Annotated in this window: 23 protein-coding genes; 9 read left to right on the top strand and 14 right to left on the bottom strand. The window is 55.4% G+C overall.

From position 1 onward, the window contains the following. Nucleotides 1-66 precede the first annotated feature (66 nt). From BN4575_RS22080 to BN4575_RS11535, 3 genes are all read left to right on the top strand, one after another. A complete protein-coding gene (locus BN4575_RS22080) occupies nucleotides 67-243 on the top strand; it encodes a hypothetical protein (protein ID WP_162850133.1) in 177 nt (58 codons plus the stop codon). A gap of 97 nt (nucleotides 244-340) precedes the next feature. Next, a complete protein-coding gene (locus tag BN4575_RS11540) occupies nucleotides 341-988 on the top strand; it encodes an AAA family ATPase (protein ID WP_042012296.1) in 648 nt (215 codons plus the stop codon). A gap of 1 nt (nucleotide 989) precedes the next feature. Then, on the top strand, nucleotides 990-1358 hold the full coding sequence (locus tag BN4575_RS11535) for a hypothetical protein (protein WP_042017982.1): 369 nt from the start codon (nucleotides 990-992) through the stop codon (nucleotides 1356-1358). Nucleotides 1359-2081: 723 nt separating this feature from the next. Here the strand turns inward: BN4575_RS11535 and hemN are convergent. The 4 genes from hemN to BN4575_RS11515 form a co-directional block, all read right to left on the bottom strand. Further along, entirely contained in the window at nucleotides 2082-3455 is a 1374-nt protein-coding gene (gene hemN / locus BN4575_RS11530) for an oxygen-independent coproporphyrinogen III oxidase (protein ID WP_068978277.1), read from the bottom strand. Between the two features lie 31 nt (nucleotides 3456-3486). Beyond that, nucleotides 3487-3927, bottom strand: coding sequence for a DUF2489 domain-containing protein (locus tag BN4575_RS11525; RefSeq protein WP_042018081.1), 441 nt, complete (start codon nucleotides 3925-3927; stop codon nucleotides 3487-3489). An 11-nt stretch (nucleotides 3928-3938) separates the two neighbouring features. Further along, a complete protein-coding gene (gene yihI / locus BN4575_RS11520) occupies nucleotides 3939-4523 on the bottom strand; it encodes a Der GTPase-activating protein YihI (RefSeq protein ID WP_042017986.1) in 585 nt (194 codons plus the stop codon). Between the two features lie 827 nt (nucleotides 4524-5350). After that, nucleotides 5351-5968, bottom strand: a complete 618-nt coding sequence (locus BN4575_RS11515; RefSeq protein ID WP_068978276.1) for a c-type cytochrome — start codon at nucleotides 5966-5968, stop codon at nucleotides 5351-5353. A 142-nt stretch (nucleotides 5969-6110) separates the two neighbouring features. Between BN4575_RS11515 and yihA the strand changes: the two genes are divergently transcribed. After that, a complete protein-coding gene (gene yihA, locus BN4575_RS11510) occupies nucleotides 6111-6767 on the top strand; it encodes a ribosome biogenesis GTP-binding protein YihA/YsxC (protein ID WP_042017989.1) in 657 nt (218 codons plus the stop codon). 775 nt (nucleotides 6768-7542) lie between these two features. Here the strand turns inward: yihA and BN4575_RS11505 are convergent. The 9 genes from BN4575_RS11505 to BN4575_RS11465 all read right to left on the bottom strand — a co-directional run bounded on the left by BN4575_RS11505 (nucleotide 7543) and on the right by BN4575_RS11465 (nucleotide 14298). Then, nucleotides 7543-7803: a DUF1488 domain-containing protein gene (locus tag BN4575_RS11505; protein ID WP_042017991.1), complete on the bottom strand. Its 261-nt coding sequence runs from the start codon at nucleotides 7801-7803 to the stop codon at nucleotides 7543-7545. Next, the gene (gene aroE, locus BN4575_RS11500; RefSeq protein WP_068978275.1) at nucleotides 7800-8621 is read right to left on the bottom strand and encodes a shikimate dehydrogenase; all 822 of its coding nucleotides are present in this window, start codon (nucleotides 8619-8621) and stop codon (nucleotides 7800-7802) included. The genes BN4575_RS11505 and aroE overlap by 4 nt, the downstream gene beginning before the upstream one ends. Nucleotides 8622-8724: 103 nt before the next feature. Continuing rightward, on the bottom strand, nucleotides 8725-9633 hold the full coding sequence (gene hemF, locus BN4575_RS11495; protein ID WP_068978274.1) for an oxygen-dependent coproporphyrinogen oxidase: 909 nt from the start codon (nucleotides 9631-9633) through the stop codon (nucleotides 8725-8727). 103 nt (nucleotides 9634-9736) lie between these two features. Then, nucleotides 9737-10297, bottom strand: coding sequence for a Sua5/YciO/YrdC/YwlC family protein (locus BN4575_RS11490; protein WP_068978273.1), 561 nt, complete (start codon nucleotides 10295-10297; stop codon nucleotides 9737-9739). Nucleotides 10298-10433: 136 nt separating this feature from the next. Then, on the bottom strand, nucleotides 10434-10937 hold the full coding sequence (gene purE, locus BN4575_RS11485) for a 5-(carboxyamino)imidazole ribonucleotide mutase (RefSeq protein ID WP_068978272.1): 504 nt from the start codon (nucleotides 10935-10937) through the stop codon (nucleotides 10434-10436). Nucleotides 10938-11010: 73 nt separating this feature from the next. Then, a complete protein-coding gene (locus tag BN4575_RS11480) occupies nucleotides 11011-11568 on the bottom strand; it encodes a DNA topoisomerase family protein (protein WP_068978271.1) in 558 nt (185 codons plus the stop codon). A gap of 55 nt (nucleotides 11569-11623) precedes the next feature. Then, entirely contained in the window at nucleotides 11624-12097 is a 474-nt protein-coding gene (locus tag BN4575_RS11475; protein WP_042018000.1) for a DUF494 family protein, read from the bottom strand. After that, entirely contained in the window at nucleotides 12090-13205 is a 1116-nt protein-coding gene (gene dprA, locus BN4575_RS11470) for a DNA-processing protein DprA (RefSeq protein WP_068978270.1), read from the bottom strand. The genes BN4575_RS11475 and dprA overlap by 8 nt, the downstream gene beginning before the upstream one ends. Before the next feature lies 1 nt (nucleotide 13206). Then, nucleotides 13207-14298: a LysM peptidoglycan-binding domain-containing protein gene (locus BN4575_RS11465; RefSeq protein WP_068978269.1), complete on the bottom strand. Its 1092-nt coding sequence runs from the start codon at nucleotides 14296-14298 to the stop codon at nucleotides 13207-13209. A 109-nt stretch (nucleotides 14299-14407) separates the two neighbouring features. Here BN4575_RS11465 and def point away from each other — a divergent pair, with 109 nt between their 5' ends. The 5 genes from def (at nucleotide 14408) to BN4575_RS11440 (ending at nucleotide 20217) form a co-directional block, all read left to right on the top strand. Next, on the top strand, nucleotides 14408-14920 hold the full coding sequence (gene def, locus BN4575_RS11460; protein WP_068978268.1) for a peptide deformylase: 513 nt from the start codon (nucleotides 14408-14410) through the stop codon (nucleotides 14918-14920). A gap of 12 nt (nucleotides 14921-14932) precedes the next feature. Next, on the top strand, nucleotides 14933-15877 hold the full coding sequence (fmt, locus tag BN4575_RS11455; protein ID WP_068978267.1) for a methionyl-tRNA formyltransferase: 945 nt from the start codon (nucleotides 14933-14935) through the stop codon (nucleotides 15875-15877). Between the two features lie 50 nt (nucleotides 15878-15927). Next, entirely contained in the window at nucleotides 15928-17220 is a 1293-nt protein-coding gene (gene rsmB / locus BN4575_RS11450) for a 16S rRNA (cytosine(967)-C(5))-methyltransferase RsmB (RefSeq protein ID WP_068978266.1), read from the top strand. An 87-nt stretch (nucleotides 17221-17307) separates the two neighbouring features. Beyond that, nucleotides 17308-18684, top strand: coding sequence for a Trk system potassium transporter TrkA (gene trkA / locus BN4575_RS11445; protein ID WP_042018008.1), 1377 nt, complete (start codon nucleotides 17308-17310; stop codon nucleotides 18682-18684). A 90-nt stretch (nucleotides 18685-18774) separates the two neighbouring features. Continuing rightward, nucleotides 18775-20217, top strand: coding sequence for a TrkH family potassium uptake protein (locus BN4575_RS11440; protein ID WP_068978265.1), 1443 nt, complete (start codon nucleotides 18775-18777; stop codon nucleotides 20215-20217). A 219-nt stretch (nucleotides 20218-20436) separates the two neighbouring features. On the opposite strand, the gene typA is transcribed toward BN4575_RS11440, so the two are convergent. Continuing rightward, complete coding sequence (gene typA, locus BN4575_RS11435) at nucleotides 20437-22248, bottom strand: translational GTPase TypA (protein ID WP_068978264.1); 1812 nt, start codon at nucleotides 22246-22248, stop codon at nucleotides 20437-20439. Between the last annotated feature and the right edge of the window lie 98 nt (nucleotides 22249-22346).

The following is a 22346-nucleotide window of genomic DNA, read 5'->3' as shown; positions in this document are numbered from 1 at the left end:
ACCAACCTCGACTTAACTCAGACAGTGATCCAGATCACATACGGATGGTTCAACCAAGGAGTTGTTATGAAGATGAAACCCATGCTGCTGCTCGCCACTTTGTTCCTGACTGCTCTACCAGGCCTCAGCCAGGCCGAAGGAGCTCCCGCCATGCCCATGGTGGTCTGCCATGTCGATAAAGCCCCGCAAATGCTGGTACCTGAATATGTCTGTCGCTGGCATGGAGGTAAGGTTCATTACTAGTCGAAACAGCGAGAGGAGCATCACTCCTCTCGCCTTGTGATGAGGCAGGCTCCTCCTATACTGAAATCAGCAGTTTTCTCATGGATAGGGGAACGTCATGATCTTGTTGGTCGGTGGAGAGAAGGGGGGAAGTGGCAAGAGCTGCCTGGCACAAAATCTGGCGGTCTACCTCAGATCCCAATTTCAGGGGGAGGTATTGCTGGTCGATTGCGACCCGCAGCGCACCACCTCTGACTGGATTCAGGAGCGCAATGACAACCCGGAGCTGCCACAAATCAACTGCGTTCAGCTCTATGGCAATATTCGCAACGACCTGCTCAGCCTGAAAAACCGCTACGACTACGTCATTGTAGATTGCGGCGGGCAAGACAACCGGGCACTGCGCTCCACCATGGCCGTCGCCACTCACGCCCTGATCCCCCTGCGTCCCAAGCGTCGCGACCTCAAAACCCTGCCCCACATGGAAGACCTCATCACCACCTGCAAGATGGTCAATCCGACCCTCAATGCAGCAGTAGTGCTGACCCAGTGCCCCGCCCTGCCCAATCAGGTCAAGCGCATTCTGGAGGCGAAGGAGGTCTGCTCCTCATTCGGTGTCGACGTGCTGAATGCCATCACCTACGGCCGCAATGTTTACGATGACAGCGAGGAAAAGGGGTTATCAGTGATGGAGATCGAGCCTGACGGCAAATCTGCCGAAGAGATCAGGACCATCGCCAAAGAGTTCCTGCAAGTGGGGGTATGAGATGGGCCTGGCTGATCTGAAAAAAAAGCACCAGTTACATCATCAAAAGAAGTTCACCGTTGACGAGTTTATCGAAGATGCGGAGTTCTACGCAAAAGGCACCCCCAAGGTGGTCAGCCTGGAACTGAACCAGCATAGGGATGAAGCCTTGTCCGCACTGGCCTTTATCGAGAGTGGTGAGCACCTTAAACCCAGCTATAAGAAGGCCACCTTCTCGATGAGCGCGGTGGCCATTGATGAACTGGGCAACCTGACCCAGCAAGATGGTATGAACAAATCCCTGCTGCTGCGCCTTTTCACTCACTACTTCTCTTCGCTCACTCCGGAAGAGCGTCAGACCATCTATGAGCGGCTCAACCAGCGCTCATAATTTCCCCATTAAACCGATCTTTTTGTGCCTCACCAATCGACTCAGAATGACCATCATCAGACCGCAAAATCTGTTTCCAAAGTAACCAAAAAGCCGCGTAAGAGATCTGCCATTCCATATGTAAGCCAACCGCCGAAAAGATCCCCGAGATAATCGGAAGATGGGATCTTAAAACATGACAACAGAACACTTAACATCATGTTTATAAATGAATAAATAGAAACGCCCTGCTTTCTAAACAGCTAATGAAAAAAACGTTTTCCAATCTGACGTTGTAGCCGGTAAGAAAATCCTTATAGTTACTCATGCACGGACGCAATGAAGTCGGTCAGGAAGACTGGCTGCCAGGGTTAGGCAAATGGACTCGCCACAGGATGTGGTAAAGGACACCTCCCAGGACGGAGAAAGTGCGACGGGACAGGATGACTCGTCAGGCCAAGATGGCTAAAGGACACCCCAAAGGATTGGGAAGGGGAAACCTAAAGGAAGAGGTAAACAGTCAGGGATTGCAGGGAGCAACTTCGTTCAAGGATATGAGCGATACGACTACCGGGGGCGACGCAAGTCGCCCCCATCTTTTTATCTGCGTTTCACCGCCCCATTGCTTGCCTCAGCGCAGTGCCTTCTTGCCAGAACCTTCCAGACCCGCTGCTTAAGCAAAAATACATATGAAAGGGGCGCCACGATAACGCCCCTTTCTGTTTTCTGATCGACAAACACAACTTATATCACGCGGGAGAACTGCTGCTGGCGCGCCTTGTTGCGCAGATAGACATCGAAACACATGCAGATATTGCGGATCAGCAGCTGCCCCGTGGAGGAAACCTCCAGCCCAGCATCTGTCATGCGCACCAAACCATCGTCAATGAAGGTCTGCAGCAGCTTGAGATCTTCAGCGAAATACTCCTTGAAGTTCAGACCGAACATCTGCTCGACAGCGGCAAAGTTAAGGCGAAAATCACAGATGAGCCGCTTGATCACCTCACGGCGGATCAGGTCATCCTGATTGAGCGAGCAACCTTTCCACTGAGCATGGCCCAGCTCTGTAACTTGGGCGTAGTACGCTTTTAGCTCTTTCTGATTCTGGGAGTAGGCATCACCGATCATGCTGATGGAGGAGACCCCCAGCCCCAGCAGATCGCAATCACCCTGGGTGGTATAGCCCTGGAAGTTGCGGTGCAGCTTGCCCTCGCGCTGCGCGACCGCCAGCTCGTCATCAGGTTTGGCAAAATGGTCCATGCCGATAAACTGGTAACCCTGACCGGTGAGGAAGGAGATAGTATCCTGCAACATGGCCAGTTTCTCCTGCGGAGCAGGCATATCCGCCTCTTTCAACTTGCGCTGGGCGGCAAAGCGACTCGGCAGATGGGCATAGTTGAAGATGGAGAGGCGCGCCGGATCCGTCTTGAGCACCTCTTCCAGCGTATGGTGGAAGCTGGCACGATCCTGATGCGGCAAGCCATAGATAAGGTCTAGGTTGGTCGAGCGGAAACCCAGTTCGCGGGCCCGTTCCAACATGGCTTTAATAAAGTCGTTGTCCTGCTCGCGGTTGACCGCGACCTGCACATCCTTGTTGAAATCCTGCACCCCAAGGCTGATACGGTTGAAGCCGACGTCTCGCAGCACATCCAGCATGGTAATGGCGATCTCGCGCGGATCGACTTCGATACTGAACTCCCCCTCTTCGGCGAAATGGAAGTGCTCACGCAGCATCGCCATCAGGCGGCGCGTCTGCGCTTCATCCAGATAGGTGGGTGTACCACCGCCCCAGTGCAGCTGGGTGACCAGCCGATGTTTGAAGAGCGGAGCCTGCGCCTTGATCTCTTGTTCGAGGTAGTCAAGGTACTCGTCAGCCTTGTGCTGATGGCGGGTAATGACCTTGTTGCAGCCGCAGTAATAGCAGAGCTTGTGACAGAAAGGGATATGCACGTAGAGCGACAGATTGCGCTCGGGATACTGGCCGGCAGCGCGGACAAAATCCGGATAGCCGAAGCTCTCGTTGAACTCCAGCGCAGTGGGATAAGAGGTGTATCGCGGGCCACTGTAGTTATATTTTTCGATCAGGGCCTGATCCCACACAATCTGTTCTGCTTGCACGCTCGCTTCCTCTCTTGTTGTTATTGACGGCTCATCGGCCTAACTGAAAATCCTTCAGTTGGGCCACATCCTTGAGGATCTGAGCCTCCAGCTCAGCCTCGTAGCCACTGCGGTCGAGATCCATCCTCATCACTTGGTTGCGCTTGAGGGCTCGCCTGGCCTCATGAGTCGGCATATCTTTCACCTTCTCATACAATCCGTACAGACCCGGGAACTCGGTTGCAAACACACGCCCACCCTTGATCTGCAACGCATCTAACAGGTTGGTCAGTCGAATGGCACCTTCGGAATAGTCACACTGTCCCTCCTGCACCGCATGGGCAATGACTCGCACACTATCCAGAATTAGCTCATTGCGGGCAGCAATCGCCTGCGACTGCATCCCTTGCTGTCGTTTGAGCCTGGCTAGCAGCATACCGGCATAGATGGCCAAGCCTGACAAAATCAGGCCGCCCAACAGGGCGGCCAGCATCCACTCACTCATCACTTTTTCTTCGGCTCAGGTTTTGGCTCAGGCTTGTAATCAACCTGAGTGAAACGATCCCACAGCTCCTCTTCGGAAGCAGGCTGTTGTGGTTCGTCGAACCCGGCATCATCATCACCATCGAACGGGAGGTCATCCTCGTCTTCATCGTTATCGATGATCCCCAGCTCATCCATCAGCACCTGATAGCGGTCAACCCGCTGATCAACCCACGCCTGCTCGGCAGCTTCCAGCGTTTCACCGGCATCAAGACGATCCAGCAGATCATTCAAGCGATCATCATTTTCGATAGAGGCCAGCTCCTGCTCAGGCGTCATCGCCAGTTTCTTCTCTTTTACCGGCTTGGTCGTCGTCGGCTTTTTCTGCTTTTCATCCAGCACCAATACAACCGGCTTGCGTGAACCGATCCGTGGGTCTTTGGGCTGCTTATTCGAGTTATTGTTTTGTTGCTCGGCTTGCTGACGAGAACCTGCCTTCAGGCCCTTGCGCTTGGCAGCCCGCTTACGCTCACGACCTTCCTGAGCACTGACATCAGATTCTTGGCGCTTACCGGTAGGCTTGCGAGTGGGTTGTTTAGCAGACATGAATGGCTAACTCCGAAAAATAACTGGATTGAACCCGAACCCGGGATGATCTGACCCGGTGGGATACGATGCGAGGAACAGTAAGGATGGAACAAGAACAGGATCTCGCCCCAACTCGGCCAAAAGTGACCACTGAACACCGCAGGATCGGTATCCTCTGGGCATGTTGCTGGTATTTTGACACAGAATGGCTAATCGGGTTAATGACCCCAACGAAAAAAGGCAGCCGAAGCTGCCTTGATATGTTTATGCGAGTAGATCCTGAAGGGCAAAACAGTACACTTTACCCTTTCTGCTTAAGACTTCTCATCACGTCATATCTTGGTGTGGTCATCCTGACCTTATGTTAAGTCGTTCCTGAATGTGCGTGTGCCTGTTTGACCCGCCTCGACCGCATCCTGCCATCGTGTCGGGGAGTTTGCATCCCGCAACCCATCCCGCTCCGGAGATGGCCACCATCCTGATCCTTCAATCCCTTGCGAGCTCATGGCATCCCGCCACGCCTGCCATCCTCTGCTCACAACATCCCGTTGTGAAAACCGCCACCCAATCCGTGGGTGAATCCATTGAGCCTACTGTATCAACTCTATAAGGTGGCTCAATCCACTCAAAACATTCTCAATATGCCGAAAAATACCAAGCTGCACATAATTAATTGATAAATAATAAATATTTAAAATTGTATGCAATTTAATGAGCCTTGGCCTGCCGTGAGAATGGAAGATCTCTTACAGAACGGGGGGATTAAACCGAGCATTATCGCAAAACCATAAAAAACGGGGAGCCAAGGCTCCCCGTTTCAACTCAAATCGACCATATCGGCGGTATCAGTGCAGGCCCGCCACATATTTAGACAGAACTTCGATATCCTGATCAGTCAGCTTCTTAGCAACGTCCCGCATCATACCATTGGGGTCGTTATCCCGCGCAGCTGCACGAAATGCGGTGAGCTGAGCTTTGATATAAGCAGGGTGCTGGCCGGACAGGCTTGGATACTTGGCCTGTTCGACACCCGAGCCTCGGGGGCCATGGCAAGCCGTACAGGCAGCCAAACCACGGCTTATGTCACCGCCCATATAGAGCGCCTTGCCAGCTTCGACCACGTCGTCAGGCACGGCTATCGGGGTGACTTTCAAGCTGGAGAAGTAAGCCGCCAGGTCGTCCATGTCCTGTTCCGACAAGGGCAATGCCATGGGCCCCATCACAGGTGCAACCCGGCCAATTTGACCAGAAGCGGCAGCCTTCAGTTCAACTAACTGCTTTTTGATATATGATGCATGCTGACCAGCAATTTTGGGGTACATATCAATCAGGCTGTTTCCGTCCGGTCCATGACACGCCGCACAAACGGCAGCCTTGGTCTGTCCCGCAGCGGCATCGCCCTTGGCTTGTGCCATCCCCGTTACGCCAACCATCAGAGCAAGAGTAATGACTAGGTTCTTCATGGCGTTCCAACTTTTCGTTATTAGGCTTCCAGATCCCATGCCGCTGAAGGCATGTTAAAATAAACGCGTTTAAGCGACGCTATTTTACACCATTTTACAAAAAAGTAACTCTATAACCCTCTATCTCCATGGGGAATTTACGTTGGATACACAAACTCTGAATTTCAATAAGGTGCATTTTGTGACCAGCGCACCCGACATCCGCCACCTGCCAAATGATGGGGGTGTCGAGATCGCGTTTGCCGGCCGTTCCAACGCCGGTAAGTCATCTGCATTGAACACCTTAACTAAACACAAGAACCTGGCTCGTACCAGTAAAACACCCGGTCGAACCCAGCTAATCAACCTGTTTGAACTGGAGCCGGGCAAGCGCCTGGTCGACCTGCCGGGTTACGGTTATGCGCAAGTTCCGCTAGAAATGAAGCTCAAGTGGCAAAAGTCACTGGCAGAGTATCTGCAGTGCCGTGAATCATTGAAAGGTCTGGTGATCCTGATGGATATTCGCCACCCGCTCAAAGATACCGACATGAACATGCTGGAGTGGAGCTCCCACCGTGATCTACCTGTGATGCTGCTGCTGACCAAGGCCGACAAACTGAGTCCGGGTCCGCGCAATAATCAGGTGATCAAGGTGCGCCAAGCCGTTGCCAATCTGGGCTCACAGATCCAGGTGGCCGCCTTCTCGTCTACTACCAATATTGGTTTGGACAAGTTGGAACAAACTCTCACCGAATGGTATCTCAGCGGTGATGATCAACAACTCGCAGACGCCGATCAACACGAACCTGCCGGGGAATAATCTACTCCTCGCCATCCTTGCAATTGGCGGAGTACTCCTCCGCTGATTGAAAGGGTTTCAGATTGCCGCTTTCATTGTCATTGCGGCATCATCTCAATGTCAAAGCCCAACAATAAACAAATTAATTCATATTTTTCATATGGTTAGATTTAAATTTTGCATCGATAATTAACATACCTTGATGCTGGTATCGTTTTCAGCTTTGTTCTTTTAACACCAAGTTAAATAACAAAAAATCTGAAAACTTGAAATTAAGTTACATAACTTAAAACGATGGATAAAAATGAGGCCGGACGACAGTGATGCCATCCAGCCTGAAACAATAAGTTCAAAAATTGAGAAGAAGCTGAATTTAGAGTACCAGACGACAGGTATTCCTCAAGCAGCAGCCTTATTCTATCAAACGCACCAGCATTTTAAAGCATTTACTCTAAATGCCATCCATAAAAAAATACCCCGACGAGAACCTCACCGGGGCAGCTATTCAGCTACATTCAATTACGTGAAATAAAAGGTCTGAAAGATAGAACATCTTACCTCTGTACCCTACGCAGAGAACTGTACGACAAAGCAGCAGAAAGTGAAAGTAATTTCTGTAATTTAGTTTCACAACTCACAGGTTAAGAAAAAATCTTTTATTTTCATGCAGATAAAAAAATCCCCAGTACGAATACCGGGGAGTTATAAAGGTGACTAGCTAGCACTACCTCAACTATCTAGTTAGTCAGCACCATTTCAAAGTAGTTCCGCTACAAGACAAAAAAACTTCGAATAATCAGAGATAGATGGCGCCATCCTCAGCAAACTCTTGTTCTTCAATGAGTTTCTCTGCAGCATCCTCGATGTCAAAGCGCACACTTTCGAAGGCTCTGACGATGTCATCTTCCCGGGTCAGCACCAGACCCGTCATTTTCTCCAGTCGCCGCTGGCTGATGTAACAATCTATCAGCGCTCCCATTTGCTGGGCGGGAAAACGCACCCGCTGTTCGCTAGCCTGCCACTCCATCAGGTCAGGAAACAAAATACTTTGGTTCATAGGATCCCCAGATTACGTTTCAACTCTCTCAATACCTGTTTAGTCCCTGGACGGATTCCACGCCACACGGTAAAGGCTTCAGCAGCCTGCTCCACCAGCATGCCGAGTCCATCCATGGCTAGCCGGGCACCATGTTGTTTGGCCCAGCTAATAAAAGGGGTCTGCGTTGCGCCGTACATCATGTCGTAGATGGCAATATCCGCATGGATAATGGCGGGGGCCAGCGGTGGTAGCTCACCCTGCAAACTGGCCGAAGTAGAGTTGATGATGAGATCGAACCGCCCAGTCAATAACTCAAAGACCTCGGCAGTGACCGTACCCAGATCGTGAAATTCGGCAGCCAGTTGTTGAGCTTTTCCGTGCGTGCGGTTGGCAATCACCAGCTCACTCGGCTTCTCGGCCAGCAGCGGCGCCAACGCACCGCGGGCCGCCCCACCAGCCCCTAGCAGCAAGATCCGGCTGCCTGCCAACGTCACACCATGAGCTTTAAGATCCGCTACCAGTCCTGCACCATCAGTATTGTCGCCCAGCAGTACGCCATCATCGGTCAGCTTGATGGTATTGACTGCGCCCGCCCGCTTGGCCCTCGGGCTCAACTGATCGACCAGCGCGAATGCCTGCTCCTTGAAAGGCACTGTGACATTGCACCCCTTCCCTCCCTCAGCAAAGAAGCTGTGCAGGGTGTCAGCAAACTCGTCGACAGCAGGCTCGGCCAGCCCATACTCCAGCTCTTGCTGGGTTTGTCTGGCAAACAGGGTATGAATGAAGGGGGACTTGCTGTGGCGCACCGGGTGGCCAAAAACCAGATAACGATCCATCAAAGAGTTCCATCAGAGGGCAATATTCCGATTTAACGGGTTTTCCCACTCGGGAACAAGCCGAATATCGGTCAGCAAAAAGGGGCCATCATGGCCCCTCGGGTCACAGCCACTCGCGGGGCGTGAGGTAGTCGCTGTAGAGCAAGGCTTCGGGGCTGCCCGCTTCCGGCTGCCAGTCATACTCCCAGCGGGCCAGCGGTGGCATCGACATCAGGATCGACTCGGTACGTCCACCGGTCTGCAACCCGAACAGGGTGCCCCGATCGTATACCAGATTGAACTCCACATAACGACCGCGGCGATAGAGCTGGAACTCCCGCTCCCGCTCGCCATAGGGCAGCTCCTTGCGTCGCTCGATGATCGGCAGGTAGGCATCGAGATAACCCCGACCTACCGCCTGCATAAAGGCGAAGCAGTCAGCAAAGGGCCAGCGATTCAGATCGTCGAAGAAGAGACCACCCACCCCCCGTGTCTCGTTGCGATGCTTGAGGAAGAAGTAGCGGTCGCACCAGGATTTGAACTCGGGGTAGATCTCATCACCAAAAGGCAGGCAAAGATCACGGGAGACCTGATGCCAGTGCTGTACATCCTCGGCAAACGGGTAGAAGGGGGTCAAATCGAAACCACCGCCAAACCACCAGATCGGCTCTTCACCCTCTTTCTCGGCGATGAAGAAACGGACGTTGGCATGGCTGGTCGGCACATAGGGGTTGTGCGGATGGATCACCAGCGACACTCCCATCGCCTCGAACTTGCGACCGGCCAGTTCGGGCCGATGTGCCGTAGCAGAGGCAGGCATGGCATCGCCATAGACATGGGAGAAATTGACGCCCCCTTGTTCGATCACAACACCGTGGCGCAGCACCCGGGTGCGGCCGCCACCACCACCCTCACGGCTCCAACTATCTTCCACAAAGTGTCCGCCGCCGTCAGCCTGCTCCAGACCACGGCAGATCTCATCCTGCAACTGCAACAGGAAGGCCTTGACCTGGGCCACATCCGGTTTGCTCATCTTGTCTCCAGTCAGGCAGGATCTTGAACGTCCTGTCCATTTTTGTTGTGGTATCACGCCATGATCTCATCACCATGACGGTAAATCAGCATGCCCCGCCACCTCAGGAGGGGCGAATAATGGAACCAGTGCGAGCATCCTTGATTTCGGACGGATTGGCATTCCCTCCGACTTCGCCGGGCAGGATATAGGCCAGCTTGCTTGCCAGCAGCTCACCGATATCGGCCACCCGACGGGCAGGCTCCTCACCGGTCAGGTTGGCACTGGTGGAGACCAGTGGCTTACCAAAGGCACGGCACAACGCCTGCACCTGAGGATGGGCAGTGACGCGCACCGCCAGGGTGTCGAACTGTCCAGTCAGCCAGGCCGGTGTCGTCGCACGGGCCGGCATGATCCAGGTGAAAGGGCCGGGCCAGCTGGCCTCAACCCGTGCCAGCTGTTCGCTGGTGAGCAGGCTCAGATCGATATAATCCTGCAATTGTTCCAGATCCGCCGCGATCAGGATCAGTCCCTTCTCCACCGGGCGTTGCTTGATGGCCAGCAGCCGCTGCACCGCAACCTCGGAGTCAGGATCACAACCCAAGCCAAACACGGCTTCGGTTGCGTAGGCAATCACCCCATCCTGCTGGAGAGCGGTAACTGCGAGTTCAAATTTGTTTGGCATATAAAAATGCGGCAGTCTGGCTGCCGCCTCATCACTTGGTTGCAAATTGAATCAAGGTGGCAGCGACCATGGCGGATAGACGTGCTGGCTGGAGTGCAGGCAAAATACGTCATCTTCACTTCAGATCGCGACCGACTTATTTGAGTAGAGCCTGCAGGGCGGCATCCTTGGCCATCACCTCTTCGGCATTCTTCTGACGTTCGGCACGAACCTTGACCGCCAGTTCATCATCAGCCACCGCCAGCATCTGCGCGGCCAGGTAACCTGCGTTCTTGGCACCGGCCTTGCCGATTGCCACCGTCGCCACCGGTACACCGCCCGGCATCTGCACGGTAGAGAGCAACGCATCCAGCCCCTTGAGCGGGCCGCCATCGATAGGCACGCCGATCACCGGGCGAGTGGTGATGCCAGCAACGGCACCCGCCAGATGAGCAGCCAGACCGGCAGCGCAGATAAAGACCTTGCAGCCACGGGCCTCGGCATCGGTCACATACTGATGGGTCGCTGCCGGAGTGCGGTGCGCAGAGGTCACTTTAACTTCCACGGTGATATCAAACGACTTGAGCACCTCAAGGGTGGTTTGCATCACCGGAAAGTCAGAATCAGAGCCCATCAAGACGGCAACAAAGGGTTTACTCATGGTGAAGATGTCCTTACTCCAAGTGGGGGATGATGTTCACCGAAAACGTTTTTATCTGCTTGCGGCGGCGCGATTATACCTGCTCACTTTGGTGGCCGCATTTCTTTTGCGGACAGACCCAGCGCAGATTTCCCCGCACTTTTTTCTCGACCATGATGCCCCAACCACACGCTGGGCACGGCATGGGGATCGGCTTGTCGTTCACCACATATTTACAATGGGGATAGCCATCACAGGAGTAAAATTGCTTGCCGTAGCGGGAGGTTCGGCTCACCAGATGATCCTTGCCGCACGCGGGGCAGAGGATCTGGGTATCGTCACTCTCCTGCAAGGATTCGATGTGCTGACAGGCCGGATAGTGGGTGCAGCCAACAAACAGACCGTAACGCCCCTTCTTGATCGCCAGCGGCTGTCCACAATCGGGACAGGCAGAGCCTTCAAGCACCTTTTCGATGTCGCGGCCGGATGGTGTCAGGGAGCGGATATAGTCACAGGAAGGGTACGTGGAGCAGCCAAGAAACAGGCCATGCTTGCCCTGGCGCATCACCAGTTCGGCCCCACACTGCGGGCACGGCTCGCGCTCGAAGGCATGTTCGTGGGCTGAAAAGAGGTGATGATCGATTTTTGACATGGGCCGCGCCTTGAAATCCAGATGGCCTGAATTCTACCAGCGCGGCACCGGACTGTCAGTGAATGACGCCGTCTGACTCATCAAACACCAGCTCTTCCATCTGCTGGTAGGCATTTTCACTGCCCGGTACGTTGAACAGCACCATCATAACGACCCACTTCAGGTCATCCAGCTCGATATCCGGTTTATCCAGCTCGAGCAGGCGCTCGATACAGATTTCGCGGGTTTCAGCATTCAAGACTTGAGCCTGCTCCAGGAAGAGCAGGAAACCACGGCACTCGGTGCCGAGGCGAGCCAGCTCCTGCGGGGCATAGATACGCATCGAGCCTTGCGCGCTGGCGGTGACATAGATCTCTCGCTCGCTATCGTGCAAGTTGGCCAGTCGCTCCAGCCAATTCAGTGCCTTGTCGATTTCATCTTTATCGAAACCGGCCCGAGTCAACTCATCGCTTAGCTCATCCTGCTCGACCATCACATCTGCATCGCTGTGGATGTAGGTCTCGAAAAGGTACATCAATACATCAAACATGATTCGCCCTCCTCGCTCTGACGTATCCACCGGCTACCGCCATCACTGCACCGGCCAGCTCCAGCTCTACCAACCTGCCTAATACCACTTCGACAGGAAGCTGGGCCCGCTCGGCAACGGTATCCACGCTCGTGGTCTCATAATCTACGTTATCCAACAAATCGGCATAAGGCAATTCGCTATTATGCTGTTGCTCAGATGATGCAGCCGGCCACTGCGGCTGAACGCTCCACTCAGGCAGCTCTTCCACTATATCGGCCGCACTCAGCACAAGTTTGGCCCCCTGCTGAATTAATCTGTTGCACCCTATGGCTTGGGCATTTTGCGGTGCGCCGGGCACTGCAAACACCTCTCGCCCCTGCTCCAATGCATAACGGGCGGTGATTAATGAACCGCTCTGTTCGGTCGCCTCCACCACCAGAGTTCCCAACGACAGACCACTGATAATACGGTTGCGCCGAGGAAAATGTTCAGCGAGCGGCCCCTTATCCGGCGCCAGCTCGGAGATAAGCAAACCACCATGCTCCAGAATCTGTCCTGCCAACCCCTGATGGCGTTTGGGATAGAGGCTGTCGAGACCCGAGCCCAACACTGCAAGGGTGATGCCTCCACAAGCCAGCGCTTGCTGATGGCAAACACCATCAATGCCCAACGCCAGCCCGGAGGTAATAGCCAACCCACAGGCGACCAGCTCACCACTGAGGCGAGAGGCATTGTCTTTGCCGGCATAGGTGGGATGGCGCGTCCCGACCATCGCCAACTGAGGCAGTGACAGTGCAGTGAGATCGCCGCGACAGTAGAGCAGCAAAGGGGCGGCGGGGATTTCCCGCAACAAGGATGGATAAACCGGATGGTCTTGCGGAATAAGGAAGTGGCCGGGCAACGCGGCCCAAGCCAGGCTCTGCTCAACAACCGGCGATGGCCAGCGCAGTTGCTTAATCTGCTCTGACGACAAGCCTATGCCATGCAGTTGCGCTTCATCACTCTGGAACAGGGTATGAATGTCACCCCCAACCCGCTCCAGCAAGCGGGCAGCAGTCACCGGGCCAATACCGGCGACTGCATCCAGGGTCAGCCAGAGCGCCAGACGCTCATCTGGATAAGTCACGTCAGAAATGAGTGACCTGATAACCCGAGCTCACCATGTCATTACTCTGCATGATGAGACCGTAGCTCAGCTTGTCATAGACCTTAAACAACATGACTCGGGCAATCGCTTCGGAAGGCAGTGGTGCCTTGTTATTACTGCTGTAAAACACCCGGTTAAAGACCGACGACAGCTCCTTGTACTGCACATCGCCATTTTTGGTTACCAAAGCGGCCCCAGGGCGTTTGACATCCAGCACATCCCCGGCGACCAGTTGATCACGGGCCCCCCGATTGATCAGCACCACATCAAACTTGCCCCCCCCACGGGTCTTGTTTGGCAAACCGATAATGTAACCGGGGGTAATAGCAGGCGCGGCTCGGGGCATAAATACAGCAGGCATGTTCTCCTGCGCGGGTAATGGCATCACCTTGTCACCCTGCAGCACTTCGCGCTGGTTATGGGTCAAGGTTACTTTGGTCCGGTCGCCATCAAGACGCGCTACAGCCCGCACCACACCAGCAAAGATTGCCTCCTGGCCCAGCAGTTCACCGGTTTCACGATCCTTGTAGATCACTCCGGGGTGATAGACGCCATAGACCTGCCCCGGCGTCAGTGAACCCTGCACATAGAGGGTATCCCCCTCCAGCATGCCTATGTGTTTCTGGTCCGATCCCAGCAGATAAGGCAGAGTCTTCTGCTGCTGGCTATCTGCCAGAATATGGTCGGTTTGCAAGAAAGGGCCGATCTCGCTGATGGGCAAGGTTGGAATAGGGTTGGCTTTGTTCTCATAGCGGTTTTTGGGGCTAAGGCGAATAACTTGCTTGCCCCCCTGTATCTCCTTGCCAAGACGGGGCTCCCCGTTGACCCAGGTCAGGTGCAGCACATCGCCGGGATAGATCCAGTGCGGGTTGGCAATCTGCGGATTAATGTTCCAGAGGCGCGGCCACAGCCAGGGCTCTGCCAGATACTGGCCGGAGATATCCCACAAGGTGTCGCCTTTTTGCACCACATAACTGTCGGGATAACCCTGCTTCAGCTTCAACTGGTCGGCCAGGGCAGACTGGCCCACGGTCACCAACAAACAGGCGAAGATGGTTTGCTTCAGATACATAACACTCCCTGTTACTTCTGCACGCAAAGTGTTGCTGTTTTTTGTCGGCGTAAATGACTAGAATTACGCCAATATTTGACTGCATTTATACGAAACGAAAGAAAAAACTATGGCCATTCTAGATGTATTGCGCTTTCCCGATGAACGTCTGCGCACTGTAGCAGCCCCTGTCGAGACCTTTACACCCGAGTTACAACACATTGTAGATGATATGTTCGAAACAATGTATGCGGAGGAAGGCATTGGCCTGGCCGCAACTCAAGTCAACATTCATCAGCGCATCATAGTGATCGATGTCTCTGAAAACCGTGAAGATCCTCTGGTATTGATCAATCCGGAGATCCTCGAGCAGAGCGGCAGCACCGGCATTGAAGAGGGTTGCCTCTCCGTCCCGGAACATCGTGCCCTGGTACCTCGCGCCGAACAGCTCACCATCAGAGCACTGGATCGTCACGGCAAGTCATTCGAACTGGCAGCGGACGATCTGCTCGCTATCTGCATCCAGCATGAGATGGATCATCTGGTCGGCAAGCTGTTTGTGGATTACTTGTCCCCACTCAAGCGCCAGCGCATTCGTCAGAAGCTGGAAAAAATGGCCCGTGAAGATCGCAAAGCCCTCTGAGGACCTGTTGCATTGAAGAAACTGAAACTGATTTTTGCCGGTACTCCCGACTTCGCCGCCCGTCACTTGGCGGCGTTGTTGTCTTCCGACCACGAGGTCGTTGCCGTTTATACCCAGCCTGACAAGCCTGCCGGTCGCGGTCAGAAGCTCACCGCCAGCTCGGTCAAAGAGCTGGCCCTGACCCACAATCTGCCGGTTTACCAACCAGCCTCCCTGCGCAAAGAAGAGGCGCAAGCCGAGTTGGCCGCCTTGGGTGCCGACCTGATGGTGGTGGTGGCCTATGGCCTGATCCTACCCAAGGCTGTGCTCGATACCCCCCCGCTGGGCTGCATCAACGTCCACGGCTCGCTGCTGCCACGCTGGCGCGGTGCTGCGCCGATCCAGCGCGCAATCTGGGCAGGCGATGACGAAACCGGTGTCACTATTATGCAGATGGATGTGGGGCTCGATACTGGCGCCATGATCCGTAAAGTAAACTGCCCCATCTCGGCAGACGACACCTCGGCCAGCCTGTACGACAAGCTGGCGGAACTGGGCCCGCAGGCGCTGGTCGATACCATCAATGCCATGGCGGCCGGTGAAACAGCGGCCGACGCGCAAGATGATGCGCTGGCCAACTACGCCGAGAAGCTCTCCAAAGAGGAGGCTCGCATCGACTGGTCAATGGACGCAGTGACGATTGAGCGTTGTATCCGAGCCTTCAACCCCTGGCCTATCAGCTGGTTTGAGGTGGCTGACCAAACCATCAAAGTATGGCAAGCAGAGGTCATCGCCTGCGAGCACGGTCAGCAACCCGGCACCCTGCTCAACGCAGACAAACAGGGGATCGACATCGCCACCGGCCAAGGCATCTTGCGCCTGCTGACCCTGCAGCCACCCGGTAAAAAAGCCATGTCGGTTGCAGATCTGCTGAACTCTCGCCGCGACTGGTTTGAACCCGGCACGCAATTGAACTGAATTGACACAAGCGGGGCCCAGGTCCCGACTTGCGCATCTAAGGTAACATTATGAAAACACGCGCACAGGCTGCTCTCGTTATTCAACAGGTGCTGGATCAGGGTCAATCTCTCTCCGCTGTTCTGCCTGCTGCCCAGGAGAAGGTTGCGCCTCGCGACCGCGCCCTCCTGCAAGAACTTTGCTATGGCACCCTGCGCTGGCTACCCCGCCTCGATGCGGCGGTGAGCGAGATGATGGACAAGCCGCTCAAGAACAAGAGCCGCATCTTTCATTACCTCATTCTGGTCGGCCTCTATCAGCTCATCTATACCCGCATTCCGGCCCACGCCGCTGTAGCCGAGACGGTCAATGCCGTCAAACTGCTCAAGGGTACCTCCCTGCGTGGCCTGATCAACGGCGTGCTGCGCAACTTCCAGCGCAGCGCTGAAGTCATCCTGCTGCGCATCGACCGGGTACCCAACATTCGCCTTGGTCATCCAGAGTGGCTGACCAAACGGCTGCGCCAGGCTTACCCTGATCAGTGGGAATTGATCATGGAGGCCAACAACCAGCGCCCGCCAATGTGGATCCGCAACAACAGTCAGCGCCAGAGCCGCGAGCAGATGCTGGCCCGCATGGCCGAAGTGGGCATCAATGCGGTAGCCGGTGAGGAAGGGGAAGATTGCATCCTGCTGGAGCGTCCTTGCGATGTGACCAAGCTGCCCGGCTTCGAAGCGGGTGACTGCTCGGTACAAGATGGCGCCGCACAGCAGGCTGCACAACTGCTCGACCCACAACCGGGTGAGTGGGTACTCGACGCCTGCGCCGCCCCCGGTGGCAAAACCGCCCACCTGCTGGAGCGCCAGCCCAAGCTTGCCGGCGTGGTTGCCGTCGATGCTGACGAAAACCGCCTCAAACGGGTGCAAGAGAACCTGGTTCGCATCGGCCTCACCGCTCAGGTGATCCATGGCGATGCCAGCACCCCGGATCAGTGGTGGCCAGAGGGCCAGTTCGACCGCATTCTGCTGGATGCCCCCTGCTCCGCCACTGGCGTGATCCGTCGTCATCCCGACATCAAGTGGCTGCGCCGGGATCAGGACATTCGTGAGCTGGCCGAACTGCAGCGCCGCATTCTCAATGCCCTCTGGGGCAAGCTGAAAAGCGGCGGCACCTTGCTTTATGCCACATGCTCCGTGCTGCCGGAAGAGAACCGCGAGCAGATCCGCGCCTTCCTTGCGGCCACCAAAGGTGCCAAATTGGTACCGCTGCACCCGCAAGACACCCCGGAGTGCCCTGGGCGCCAGTTCCTACCGGGTGAAGCCGAGATGGATGGCTTCTACTACGCCAAACTGATCAAGCTCTGAACCAGAGATGACGCCCCTCGTTCAGGAAAGCAGCCAGACATCCGCTGGCTGCCCCTTTTACTGCACCAATGTGAGTAGACGTTCCCTATGAAAATTATCATTTTGGGAGCCGGCCAAGTCGGCGGCACCCTGGCCGAGAACCTGGCCGGGGAGAACAACGACATCACCATCGTCGATACCGACAGCGAACGCCTGCGCGAGCTGCAGGACAAGTTTGACCTGCGGGTGGTCAACGGCCACGGTGCTCACCCCAAGGTACTGCGCGAAGCGGGAGCGCAAGATGCTGACATGCTGGTAGCCGTCACCAACAGTGACGAAACCAATATGATTGCCTGTCAGGTGGCCTACACCCTGTTCAACACCCCGAACAAGGTGGCGCGGATCCGCTCCCCTGCCTATCTCAGCGAGCGGGACCGCCTGTTCCTGCCAGAATCTGTGCCGGTCGATCACCTGATCGCCCCCGAGCAACTGGTCACCGACTATGTCCGTCGCCTGATCGAGTATCCGGGAGCCCTGCAAGTGGTTGATTTTGCAGGTGGTCGTGTCGGCCTGGTGGCGGTCAAGGCTTACTACGGCGGTCCGCTGGTGGGCAATGCCCTCTCCACCCTGCGCGAGCATATGCCCAACATCGAGACCCGGGTAGCGGCCATTTTCCGTCAGGGACGCCCGATCCGTCCGCAAGGCACCACCATCATCGAAGCAGATGACGAGGTGTTCTTTGTGGCGGCGGCAGGCCATATCCGCGCAGTGATGTCGGAGTTACAACGCCTCGAGAGCCCCTACCGCCGCATCATGATCGTCGGCGGTGGCAATATCGGGGCCGGTCTGGCGCGCCAGCTGGAGAAGCGTTACAGCGTCAAACTCATTGAGCGCAACCAGAAGCGGGCAGAGCAACTTTCCGAGCTGCTGGAAAACACTATCGTCTTCTGTGGCGATGCGTCAGACCAGGAACTGCTGGCCGAGGAGCATATCGATCAGATCGATGTCTTTATCGCGGTGACCAACGAGGATGAGGCCAACATCATGTCGGCACTGCTCGCCAAGAAGATGGGTGCCAAGAAGACCATGGTGCTCATCCAGCGCGGTGCCTACGTGGATTTGGTGCAAGGTGGCCCGATCGATATCGCCATCTCACCCCAGCAGGCCACCATCTCGGCCCTGCTGACTCACGTGCGCCGGGCAGACATCGCCAACGTCTACAGTTTGCGCCGCGGCGCTGCCGAGGCCATTGAGGCGATCGCCCATGGCGACGAGAATACCTCCAAGGTGGTCGGCAAGACAGTGGGTGAACTTAGGCTGCCACCAGGCACCACCATTGGTGCCATCGTTCGGGGAGATGAGGTGCTGATCGCCCACGATCGCACTAAAATCCAGCAGGATGACCACGTCGTCATGTTCCTGGTGGACAAGAAGTACATCCCTGAAGTGGAACGGCTGTTTCAGCCAAGTCCTTTCTTCCTGTAACGTATTGATGCGCACAGGCTGTCAAACCAGACCCGGCTCCCTGAAGGGAATTGTCCGGGTCTTTTTTAATCAACGACCAGGTTATCGAACATGATCAAGCTGCGTCCCATTATCTTCACTCTCGGGTTGGTGCTCTCCAAGCTGGCGCTCTTCATGTGGCTGCCCACCTTGCTGGCGCTGCTCACCGGCTCTGAAGGATTCATCGAATTTCTCAAATCGGTGCTGATCACTCATGGTGCCGCGCTGCTCTGCCTGCACTATGGCCGCAAGGCAGAATTTCATCTGGGGGTGCGGGAGATGTTCCTGCTCACCACCTCCGTCTGGGTAGTGGCCTGTATCTTTGGCGCCCTGCCTTTTGTCTTCATCAATCACATCGGCTTTGCGGATGCCTATTTCGAGACCATGTCAGGGGTGACCACCACCGGGTCTACGGTACTCTCCGGGCTCGACAATATGGCCCACAGCATCCTGTTATGGCGATCTATCCTGCAGTGGCTGGGAGGCGTTGGCTTTATCGTAATGGCGGTCGCCATCCTGCCTTACCTCAACGTGGGTGGTATGAAGCTGTTCCAGACCGAGAGCTCGGATTGGTCTGACAAGAGCGCGCCACGAGCCAAGACGGTGGCCAACAACATAGTCGTGGTGTATCTGGTGCTCTCCATGCTCTGCTTCATGGCTTACTGGGCCAGCGGCATGAACATGTTCGAGGCCATCAACCACGCCATGACCACCTTGAGTACAGGTGGATACTCGACCTCCGATCAATCCATGTCCCACTTCTCCAACTCGGCACACTGGATTGGCACCCTGTTCATGTTCCTCGGCGGCCTGCCCTTCCTGCTCTACGTACAGAGCCTCAACCACAAGGATTACAGCCTGTTCCAGGATGCCCAGGTACGCGGCTTTTTCTGGCTGGTAGTCTGGGTGACGGCCATCATGACCTTCTATTTGTGGCAGCGGGATCTGTTCAGTTTTATGGATGCCTTGCGCATCAGCTGTTTCAACATCGTCTCGGTACTCACCACCACCGGCTTCGGTCTCGGTGACTTCGGCACCTGGGGGCCACTGGCCAGCATCGTCTTCATCGTGCTGTTGGCACTGGGCGCCTGCTCAGGATCCACCGCGGGCGGCCTCAAGATCTTCCGGGTACAGGTGGCGTTTGCCCTGTTCAGAAAACAGATGCGCCAGCTGATGCACCCCTCCGCCGTCTTTCCGCAGAAGTACAACGGCCGGACGGTCAATGACGCCATCATCCGCTCGATGATCTCCTTCGTGCTGGCCTATTTCGCCATCATTCTGGTGATTGCAGCGCTGCTGGCGGCCATCGGACTTGACCCCCTTACCTCCATCTCCAGCTCCATCACCGCCGTCGCCAACGTAGGTCCGGGTATGGGCCCCGTGGTCGGCCCCAGCACCAACTTCGCCAGCCTGCCCGACTCGGCCAAATGGCTGCTATCGTTCGGCATGCTGCTGGGCCGACTGGAGATCCTGACGGTCGCCGTGCTGTTCTTCCCCTCCTTCTGGCGTCAGTAACTCCTCTCTGCGTACCAGCAAAAAGCCGCAGCGTTCACCCGCTGCGGCTTTTTCATATCGGGCACAGAACCATCGACCCACCGGCTGACAGCCAGCTGGCTTGAGCGTCATCGCCTGATAGCCAGACATGAAAAAACGCCCCCAAGCCAGGGGCTTGGGGGCGTTTTGCAATAAACCATTAGCAGTCGGTGACGACCATCAACAGCTCAAGCCGTTGGATTAAGCACGACCTGCGCGCTTACGATCCATCTCAGTCAGCAGCTTCTTACGAATGCGGACTGCCTTAGGAGTAACTTCTACCAGTTCATCGTTGTCGATGAACTCGAGAGCCTGTTCCAGGGTCATGCGGATCGGCGGAGTCAGCACTTGAGCTTCATCGGTACCGGAGGCACGCATGTTGGTCAGCTGCTTGCCCTTCAGGCAGTTAACTGTCAGGTCGTTGGAGCGGGAGTGAATACCGATCACCTGGCCTTCGTATACTTCGGTAGCGTGACCGATAAACAGACGACCGCGGTCTTGCAGACCGAACAGGGCGAAAGTCAGAGCCTTACCGGTTGCGTTGGAGATCAGCACGCCATTCTGACGCTCGCCGATGCTGCCACCCTTGTGCGGACCGTAATGGTCGAAGCTGTGATACAGCAGACCGGTACCGGAGGTCATGGTCAGGAACTCGGTCTGGAAACCGATCAAGCCACGGCTCGGGATCATGAAGTCAAGACGGACACGGCCCTTGCCATCCGGAGTCATGTTGGTCATCTCACCCTTACGCAGGCCGAGTTGCTCCATCACGGAACCCTGGTTCGCTTCTTCCACATCGACAGTGACTGTCTCATACGGTTCGTGAAGCACGCCATCGATGGTGCGCAGGATAACTTCTGGACGGGATACCGCCAGCTCGTAGCCTTCGCGACGCATGTTTTCGATCAGGATGGAGAGGTGCAGTTCACCACGACCGGATACACGGAACTTGTCCTGGTCATCAGTGTCTTCCACACGCAACGCCACGTTATGAACCAGTTCCTGGTCAAGACGCTCACGGATGTTACGGGAAGTAACGAACTTACCTTCTTTACCGGCAAACGGTGAGGTGTTGACCTGGAAGGTCATGTTCACAGTCGGCTCATCAACAGACAGAGCCGGCAAGGCTTCAACTGCGTTGTTATCACAGATGGTGTCGGAGATTTTCAGCTCACCCAGACCGGTGATAGCGATGATGTCGCCCGCTTGCGCGCTTGCAACTTCAGTACGAGCCAGGCCCAGGTAACCCAGTACCTGACCAACCTTACCAGTACGAGTCTTGCCATCAGCACCAACAACAGTAACCTGCTGGTTGCTCTTGACGCGACCACGGCTGATACGGCCGATACCGATAACACCCACATAGGAGTTGTAATCGATCTGGGAGATCTGCATCTGGAAGCCGCCTTCAGGATCGGCATTCGGTGCTTTCACGTTATCAACGATAGCCTGGAACAGCGGCTCCATGCTGTCAGACTCAACGTCCTGATCCATGGAGGCCCAGCCGTTCAGCGCAGAGGCGTAAACAACTTTAAAGTCCAGCTGTTCATCAGTGGCACCCAGGTTGTCAAACAGGTCAAATACCTGATCCATAACCCAATCAGGACGAGCGCCCGGACGGTCAACCTTGTTGATAACCACGATCGGCTTCAGACCCTTGGCAAAGGCTTTCTGGGTCACGAAACGGGTCTGCGGCATCGGGCCGTCAACGGCATCAACCAGCAGCAGCACGGAGTCAACCATGGACAGAACACGCTCAACCTCACCACCGAAGTCGGCGTGACCCGGGGTATCAACGATGTTGATGCGGTAGTCATTCCAGCGGATCGCGGTGTTCTTGGCGAGAATGGTAATACCACGTTCCTTTTCCAGGTCGTTGGAATCCATCAGACGCTCTTGACCATCAGTGGTACGGTCCAGGGTTCCAGACTGCTGCAGCAGCTTATCAACCAGGGTAGTTTTGCCGTGGTCTACGTGCGCAATAATCGCAATATTGCGTAAATTCTCTAACATTCTCGCCTCAATCACCGGGTAAAATTGGGCGCTAATTGTACTCTCGCCTTTGTGATCTGCCTAGCAGAATTGCAGCCCATTCACGCACAACTACAGAT

The organism is Aeromonas sp. EERV15 (genome assembly GCF_900079845.1).
Classification (GTDB): domain Bacteria; phylum Pseudomonadota; class Gammaproteobacteria; order Enterobacterales; family Aeromonadaceae; genus Aeromonas; species Aeromonas sobria.
The sequence above is the reverse complement of the archived record's forward strand: the minus strand, read 5'-3'. Positions and strand labels throughout refer to the sequence as shown.

Bases quoted from the DNA above. Each gene is read 5' to 3' on its own strand.
- BN4575_RS22080 (WP_162850133.1), top strand. From the start codon at position 67: ATGAAGATGAAACCCATGCTGCTGCTCGCCACTTTGTTCCTGACTGCT.
- BN4575_RS11540 (WP_042012296.1), top strand. From the start codon at position 341: ATGATCTTGTTGGTCGGTGGAGAGAAGGGGGGAAGTGGCAAGAGCTGC.
- BN4575_RS11535 (WP_042017982.1), top strand. From the start codon at position 990: ATGGGCCTGGCTGATCTGAAAAAAAAGCACCAGTTACATCATCAAAAG.
- BN4575_RS11525 (WP_042018081.1), bottom strand. From the start codon at position 3,927: ATGCTGGCCGCCCTGTTGGGCGGCCTGATTTTGTCAGGCTTGGCCATC.
- yihI (WP_042017986.1), bottom strand. From the start codon at position 4,523: ATGTCTGCTAAACAACCCACTCGCAAGCCTACCGGTAAGCGCCAAGAA.
- BN4575_RS11515 (WP_068978276.1), bottom strand. From the start codon at position 5,968: ATGAAGAACCTAGTCATTACTCTTGCTCTGATGGTTGGCGTAACGGGG.
- BN4575_RS11505 (WP_042017991.1), bottom strand. From the start codon at position 7,803: ATGAACCAAAGTATTTTGTTTCCTGACCTGATGGAGTGGCAGGCTAGC.
- aroE (WP_068978275.1), bottom strand. From the start codon at position 8,621: ATGGATCGTTATCTGGTTTTTGGCCACCCGGTGCGCCACAGCAAGTCC.
- hemF (WP_068978274.1), bottom strand. From the start codon at position 9,633: ATGAGCAAACCGGATGTGGCCCAGGTCAAGGCCTTCCTGTTGCAGTTG.
- BN4575_RS11490 (WP_068978273.1), bottom strand. From the start codon at position 10,297: ATGCCAAACAAATTTGAACTCGCAGTTACCGCTCTCCAGCAGGATGGG.
- purE (WP_068978272.1), bottom strand. From the start codon at position 10,937: ATGAGTAAACCCTTTGTTGCCGTCTTGATGGGCTCTGATTCTGACTTT.
- BN4575_RS11480 (WP_068978271.1), bottom strand. From the start codon at position 11,568: ATGTCAAAAATCGATCATCACCTCTTTTCAGCCCACGAACATGCCTTC.
- BN4575_RS11475 (WP_042018000.1), bottom strand. From the start codon at position 12,097: ATGTTTGATGTATTGATGTACCTTTTCGAGACCTACATCCACAGCGAT.
- BN4575_RS11465 (WP_068978269.1), bottom strand. From the start codon at position 14,298: ATGTATCTGAAGCAAACCATCTTCGCCTGTTTGTTGGTGACCGTGGGC.
- def (WP_068978268.1), top strand. From the start codon at position 14,408: ATGGCCATTCTAGATGTATTGCGCTTTCCCGATGAACGTCTGCGCACT.
- rsmB (WP_068978266.1), top strand. From the start codon at position 15,928: ATGAAAACACGCGCACAGGCTGCTCTCGTTATTCAACAGGTGCTGGAT.
- trkA (WP_042018008.1), top strand. From the start codon at position 17,308: ATGAAAATTATCATTTTGGGAGCCGGCCAAGTCGGCGGCACCCTGGCC.
- BN4575_RS11440 (WP_068978265.1), top strand. From the start codon at position 18,775: ATGATCAAGCTGCGTCCCATTATCTTCACTCTCGGGTTGGTGCTCTCC.
- typA (WP_068978264.1), bottom strand. From the start codon at position 22,248: ATGTTAGAGAATTTACGCAATATTGCGATTATTGCGCACGTAGACCAC.